Below are 6433 nucleotides of genomic sequence, written 5' to 3' on the forward strand. Positions count from 1 at the left end.
TGTCAGTTAAGCTTTTTAGAAATATTATACAAGAAAAAATGTATAAATTTGTGCATTTTGAGATTCTAATTTTTCTACATTATCAGTTTATCATTTACATGAATAAATCTCCTTTCTAAGTGTAGTATTAGGTACCTACATTTTAGCAGATTTATTTCACAAGTGCTTTATTTTTTGCAAAAAAGGATAAATTGGGATGCATTTTATTTACACCCCAACATTTATTATAGAACCATTTTTTTCATAAAATTGTATTTTAATGATTTGACATTGGAATGTTAAATGTGAAATTGCAAAATATCTCCAATAAGATTTATGTTAAAATTAAATGGAAATTATTGTATTTGTGAAAATTGAAGTAGGGATGACCAAAGTTTCATAAAATGTGAACAATAAATTAGATTATTGTACCAAAAATGATATAAAATAGGATTGGTAATATTCCAGAACATTTATTGGTAAAGATAGGAAAAGCAAGGTTTAATGATTCAAAATATATAGAAAATGGGCACTTAAGATTTACCTTAAGTGCCTTTTATGATTAGGCGGCCTATTTATCTTTTACTAACTTATTATAGACTAAAAAAGATCCTCCTGCTAAAATAAGCATTAATAATATTGAAATCCAAAATGCAGGTGAAGTTGGTTCTGTAACATTTGCTCCAAATAATGTTGCTAGTATAGTATTTGGAATTGAGCCTAAAGTACCTGCCAATAGGTAAATGCCAAATGGGAATCTCACAGCACCTGAATATATGCTTACAGCTTCTCTAGGGAAAACTGTAAGGGTTCTCAATAAAAAGCATGTAAAGAAAGGGCTTTTGCTCTGCTTTTTAATGAATTTTTCAATAATAGGATATTTTTGCGTGATTTTTTCAACTGCACTTGAGCCAGAGAAATAGCCTACGAAATAGGATATAACCATTCCCAATATTATACCAAGCATATTTATAATGAAAGCAATAATTGTTGGGAATAGCTGGCTAGAGGCAACTTCAAGTATAATGATTGGAAATACAATACTTAAGCTTTTTAAAGCATATAAAGATAATAGGACCAGTGCGGCTGTTAATTGATTTTTAGGTGTATAGTTTATAATTGTTTGGACAGTTATTTTATCTTTGTTTGATAAATAGAGAATAATAAGTATTATGCACAACGCTAGAGGTATATATTTAAGGAATGTGAAATATCTTTTATTTTTCATTTTTTTCATCTCCGGAAATTGTATATCTATTCTACATAAATCATCTTCCTTGTCATTCCACCGTCCACAATGAGATTAACGCCAGTTATAAAGTCATTTTCTTTATCTGTCAAGAAGATGCAAGCCCTAGCAATATCATCGGGTTTTCCTACTCTACCTGAAAGATGTTGCTCATGATCGATTGGTCGCAATTTAGAATAATCACCTGTTTCAATCCAACCAGGAGATATACAGTTAACGGAAATTTTATCTCTGCTAAAAGATGCAGCAAGTGCATGGGTAAGGGCTACAATTCCACCTTTACTAGCAGCATAAGCTTCAGAATTTGGCTCAGACATAATGGCTCTTGTAGATGCTATATTGACAATTGAACCTCCATCTTCATTTTGACGCATGTATTTTGCTGCTTCTCGGGAGCATAAGAAAACACTTCGTAAATTTGTATTTATTAAGTCATCCCATTCTTCTAGGGTTAAATCATAAGGAGATTTAAATAAGCCTTTTCCAGCATTATTGATTAAGATATTGATTTTGCCAAATGTTTGGAATGCAACTTCCATTAAATGTACGACATCTCTTTCTTTTCGGACATCAGCTTTGATAAAAATCGCACTGCCACCTTGTTCTTTTATTATAGTTGCTGTTTTTTCTCCATTTTTTTCGTCAATATCAGCTATAACTACATTGGCTCCTTTCTTGGCATATAAAAGAGCAATCCCTTTTCCGATTCCATTGGCAGCACCGGTTATAATGACTGTTTTATTTGAAAAATCCATATTATCACACCCTTATTTATTAGATTTTATTAATATTATGGTTGTTTATTCTCAAAAAATATTTTTGAAATAACCAAAAATCCACAGGATAAAAGTATCATAGATAGTATTGAAATCCAAAACATAGGTGAAGTTGGTTCAGTAATACTAGTCCCAAATAATGTAGCCAGGATAGTACTGGGAAGTGCATATAAAATACTTGTCAACAAGTAAGTGCTAAATGGAAACTTTAAAGCACCTAAATATATGCTGACAGCATCTCTAGGCAAAATATAAATAGCACGCAAAAGAAAGCATGTGAAAAAAGGATTTTTAGTTTGCTTTTGGACAAACATATCAAGCTTAGGGTATTTTTGAACCATTTTATTAATGGCATCTGAACCTGAATAATAACCAATAAAATAAGAGATAACCAGTCCAATGATTACACCTAGCATATTGATAATAATTGCAGATATTGTAGAAAATAAGTGACCTGCTGCAATTTCCAGGATAATAATTGGAAAAACTACGCTAATGCTTTTTAATACATAAAGGAACAATATTACTAATGCTGCTGCAATTGGGTTACTTGGTGTATAATTTAAAATTGCTTCTACAGAAATATCCTTGTTGTTTCTGAAGTATATTATGGTTAAAATAATACATAAAAATAAAGGTATGTATTTAAGAATGGAAATATGTTTTTTATTTTTCACGTCCTTCAACTTCTGATGACTGGTATCAATAAAACATTATAAGGATGAAAACCAAAAGTTTCAATAGACAAAAGTTTTCAGTTGTCGTATTACAATTTATTATTATCAAAAATGGGAATAGAAAAATATGAAGAGGCAGTTTAAATAAGAATAGTTTTATGATGTAATAGAGATAATTAGAATATTTTGGTGAGTGGAGGTATAATCATTGAATTATACTATTGCCAAAATAGGTGCTATAATTGATGACATTGTAGTTATAGGCTTTGCAATATGCATGCTTGTTGGATATGATTTTGAAGGCTACCTTGTAAGCATGTTTATTGCTTTTGGTTTTATAATGATGGTAGCAGGATTTTATGCTGAATGTGAAAAAGAGCATAAGGTTGCAGCAAATACTGCTTTAATCTTCACTGGTATTTATGCTGTATTGATTTTATTAGTGTATTTTACACAGATTACATCAGTTAGGCTTGGCTTATTAAGTCAAGTTTTATTTATATAATGCTATATCAAATTAATTCAGGGAATGCAATTTTCTTACTGCGGAAGGAAATTTTGGTAAATGTAGATTAGACTTAAGCTGATGCTCACATTGGATTACTTAATTTATTGAAAGTAAATTAATAAAATTTAAAGAGACATATTTAAAATAGGGTATATTATAAAATGAAAATCAATATCAAAAATGAGGTGAGATGATGCAAAACCTAAAGCTATACTATATGAAAGGCTGTCCTTTCTGTAAAAAAGTAATCCAATTTATGGAGAGAAACAATATAGAAGTTGAAATGGTAGATATACAAGCTGATCCTAAAAATGAAGAAGAATTAATTAAGCTTGGTGGAAAAGACCAAGTCCCAATGCTCTTAATTGATGGAAAACCACTTTATGAATCAAATGACATTATCCAATGGCTTAAGGATAATTACAAACAAAGCGAGCAATAAATCTTGCTCGCTTTTATTTTATCCTATATTAGATTTATCCGGTGTTTTAGATTTATTGAAAATCTCTTTGAAGTTTATCTGAGTCAATAGAACTGCCACAAATACTAAAATACATCCTATAATTTCCTTTAGAGTCATTGATTCATTTAAAAACATGGCGCCACATATTGCTGAAAAAACAGATTCTAAGCTCATGAGAAGTGATGCAACTGTTGGATTTGTATATCTTTGCCCGATTATCTGTAATGTATATGCGACACCTACAACAAAAATGGCAGCATAAAGAATAGGAAAAGCACAATCTATTATTGCACTGATAGTTGGATTTTCAAAGATTAAAGCTGAAATAAGGGACAAAGTTCCAGCAGTAATAAATTGAACACAGGAAAGCTTTAAGCTCTCGGTTTTAGGGGCAAAGGTATCTATTATGATTATATGCATTGCCCAAAATAAAGTACCAGCAAGAACAATTGCATCTCCAATCTCCATGGAAAAGCCTTCTTTAATAGTTAACATGTAAAGGCCAATAACTGCAAGTATTACTCCTAGTCATGTATAGGAATCCACCTTTTTTCTCATAAAGATGCCAATAACTGGCACTAAAACAATATAAAGGGTTGTAATAAATCCTGCTTTTCCTGCAGTAGTATATACAATTCCCCATTGTTGCAATGAAGCTCCAAAAAATAGGGCAAAGCCACATAGGATTCCGCCTTTAATTAAGTCTTTTTTGTTATATTTATTTTCTTCGCTCTTTTCATTGTCATTTGATTCTTTTTTGTTTTTCTTATTAATAAAATCAAATGCAAATATCAAAATAAGAAGTACCAATGCACCTAGCAAGAATCTTGATGCTCCGAAAGTAAATGGCTCTACATAGTTCATCCCTAGTTTTTGTACTACAAAAGATGTACCCCAAATAATTGCAGCTAAAAGAAGAAATATGCTACCTTTAATGTTTTTCATCCTTTTTCACCTGCCATTATGAGATTTTTGTATTAAAAAATTAGTACAGTTATAGCATAGATTATAGCATATTTATGTTTTTTCTTTAATGGAAGATTTATTTTTTAGATTGTGCAAATTTAACAATATTTACTTGAAATAAAATATAAATATGATATAATATTAACAAACGAGAAAATATAAACAGCCTTTATTTTATTTGTTCTTATAGGTAATATTAGGATTATAAAGTGATTGCATAATGATTTTTTTGAAAAACAGCCAATAAATGTAAAATAATTGTCAATAAAAATGTTATATATTTAACATATATATTTTATATACATAATCAATTTAAAAAAGGAGGATTTATTATAATGAGATTTACATTACCACGAGATATCTATTATGGATCAGGAGCTATTGAACAGCTAAAGAATTTAAAAGGCAAAAGGGCAATAATCGTGCTAGGCGGAGGTTCAATGAAGAAATTCGGATTTGTTGATAAGGTCATTGAGTATCTAAAGGAAGCAGGAATAGAAACAAGGCTATTTGAAAATGTTGAACCAGATCCATCAGTTGAAACAGTTATGAAAGGTGCTGCAGCTATGAGAGAATTTGAGCCAGATTGGATTATATCCATAGGTGGAGGCTCACCTATAGATGCTGCTAAGGCTATGTGGGTATTTTATGAATATCCTGATTTGACATTTGAAGATATTGTACAACCTTTCTCCATGCCAACTTTAAGGAATAAGGCAAGGTTTATAGCTATACCATCTACTTCTGGTACAGCAACAGAAGTAACTGCTTTCTCGGTTATTACAGATAATGAAAAAGGTGTAAAATATCCATTGGCAGATTACAATATAACTCCAGATATAGCAATTGTTGATCCTGATTTAGCTCAAACAATGCCAAAACAATTAGTTGCTCATACTGGAATGGACGCATTGACTCATGCCATAGAAGCTTATGTATCTACAGCTAATAGCCCATTTACAGATCCATTTGCAATAAAGGCTATTCAAATGATTTTTGAACATTTGTTGAACTCCTATGAAGGAGACAAGAATGCCAGAGAACAAATGCACTATGCACAATGTCTAGCAGGTATGGCATTTACAAATGCATTGTTGGGTATAGTACATTCTATGGCACATAAGACTGGAGCTGCTTTCTCTACAGGTCATATTCCACACGGTTGTGCTAACGCCATCTATCTACCTTATGTAATTAAATTCAATAAGAAATGTGCAATGAAGCGTTATGCAGACATTGCAAGGAGTATTGGTATAGATGGATCAGATGAAGAATGTGTAAAAGTTCTTTGTGAAAAGATTGATGAATTGAATAAGAAGCTAGGTATTCCAAAGACATTAAAAGAATTCGGTATTAATGAACAAGAATTTAAAGAAAAAGTTTCAAATATTGCTAAGTTAGCTGTTGGAGATGCTTGTACAGGCTCTAATCCAAGGCCAATTACTCCAGAAGAAATGGAAAGATTGTTAACCTGTGCTTACTATGGATATGAAGTAGATTTTTAATTAATTCAATTCCAAGGTGCATGGCTCTTATTTTATGAGTCATGCATCTTTATTTTTGGCTCTTTGTCAATTGTTGGGGTAGGATCAATTTTGATCCTGCTCCAATACTATATTTAAGAACATTTTTACATATAGGTACTAGTATATTGGTTTTTAAGCGCACTTAAATAAACCTAGTTAAAATATAGGTTTTCCACATATATTATTTACTTGTAAATTTGACCCCTCTAGTTTGTACAATGAATAATTCTATTTCGGAATCTCTTAAAATTCCTTATCCCAAAAGATATTCTCTTTAATACCTTAATTT

General features: G+C 30.9%; 8 protein-coding genes. 3 read left to right on the forward strand and 5 right to left on the reverse strand.

All coding sequences use genetic code 11. The annotated features are described in order from the left end of the window. Positions 1-550: 550 nt before the first annotated feature. Genes ACTB1H_RS08725 through ACTB1H_RS08735 form a run of 3 tightly spaced genes read right to left on the reverse strand, consistent with a single transcriptional unit; the run spans position 551 to position 2681 of the window. The gene (locus tag ACTB1H_RS08725; protein ID WP_463262458.1) at positions 551-1207 is read right to left on the reverse strand and encodes a TVP38/TMEM64 family protein; all 657 of its coding nucleotides are present in this window, start codon (positions 1205-1207) and stop codon (positions 551-553) included. Between the two features lie 26 nt (positions 1208-1233). Further along, positions 1234-1983 carry a glucose 1-dehydrogenase gene (locus tag ACTB1H_RS08730; protein ID WP_463262459.1) on the reverse strand — a complete coding sequence of 250 codons (750 nt, stop codon included), beginning with the start codon at positions 1981-1983 and terminating at the stop codon, positions 1234-1236. A gap of 35 nt (positions 1984-2018) precedes the next feature. Continuing rightward, positions 2019-2681, reverse strand: coding sequence for a TVP38/TMEM64 family protein (locus ACTB1H_RS08735; protein ID WP_463262460.1), 663 nt, complete (start codon positions 2679-2681; stop codon positions 2019-2021). Positions 2682-2889: 208 nt separating this feature from the next. Here ACTB1H_RS08735 and ACTB1H_RS08740 point away from each other — a divergent pair, with 208 nt between their 5' ends. Together ACTB1H_RS08740 and ACTB1H_RS08745 are read left to right on the forward strand one after the other, a co-directional pair. Then, positions 2890-3186 carry a hypothetical protein gene (locus tag ACTB1H_RS08740; RefSeq protein WP_463262461.1) on the forward strand — a complete coding sequence of 99 codons (297 nt, stop codon included), beginning with the start codon at positions 2890-2892 and terminating at the stop codon, positions 3184-3186. 196 nt (positions 3187-3382) lie between these two features. Further along, entirely contained in the window at positions 3383-3631 is a 249-nt protein-coding gene (locus ACTB1H_RS08745; RefSeq protein WP_463262462.1) for a glutaredoxin family protein, read from the forward strand. An 18-nt stretch (positions 3632-3649) separates the two neighbouring features. Here ACTB1H_RS08745 and ACTB1H_RS08750 read toward each other — a convergent pair whose 3' ends face one another. Together ACTB1H_RS08750 and ACTB1H_RS08755 are read right to left on the reverse strand one after the other, a co-directional pair. Next, on the reverse strand, positions 3650-4120 hold the full coding sequence (locus tag ACTB1H_RS08750; RefSeq protein ID WP_463262463.1) for a DMT family transporter: 471 nt from the start codon (positions 4118-4120) through the stop codon (positions 3650-3652). A 60-nt stretch (positions 4121-4180) separates the two neighbouring features. Continuing rightward, the gene (locus tag ACTB1H_RS08755; protein WP_463262464.1) at positions 4181-4597 is read right to left on the reverse strand and encodes a DMT family transporter; all 417 of its coding nucleotides are present in this window, start codon (positions 4595-4597) and stop codon (positions 4181-4183) included. A 353-nt stretch (positions 4598-4950) separates the two neighbouring features. Here ACTB1H_RS08755 and ACTB1H_RS08760 point away from each other — a divergent pair, with 353 nt between their 5' ends. Beyond that, positions 4951-6123, forward strand: coding sequence for an iron-containing alcohol dehydrogenase (locus ACTB1H_RS08760; protein WP_463262465.1), 1173 nt, complete (start codon positions 4951-4953; stop codon positions 6121-6123). Positions 6124-6433: the final 310 nt, after the last annotated feature.

Source organism: Soehngenia sp., assembly GCF_055108775.1.

Bases quoted from the DNA above. Each gene is read 5' to 3' on its own strand.
- ACTB1H_RS08755 (WP_463262464.1), bottom strand. From the start codon at position 4,597: ATGAAAAACATTAAAGGTAGCATATTTCTTCTTTTAGCTGCAATTATT.
- ACTB1H_RS08750 (WP_463262463.1), bottom strand. From the start codon at position 4,120: ATGGAGATTGGAGATGCAATTGTTCTTGCTGGTACTTTATTTTGGGCA.
- ACTB1H_RS08745 (WP_463262462.1), top strand. From the start codon at position 3,383: ATGCAAAACCTAAAGCTATACTATATGAAAGGCTGTCCTTTCTGTAAA.
- ACTB1H_RS08725 (WP_463262458.1), bottom strand. From the start codon at position 1,207: ATGAAAAATAAAAGATATTTCACATTCCTTAAATATATACCTCTAGCG.
- ACTB1H_RS08730 (WP_463262459.1), bottom strand. From the start codon at position 1,983: ATGGATTTTTCAAATAAAACAGTCATTATAACCGGTGCTGCCAATGGA.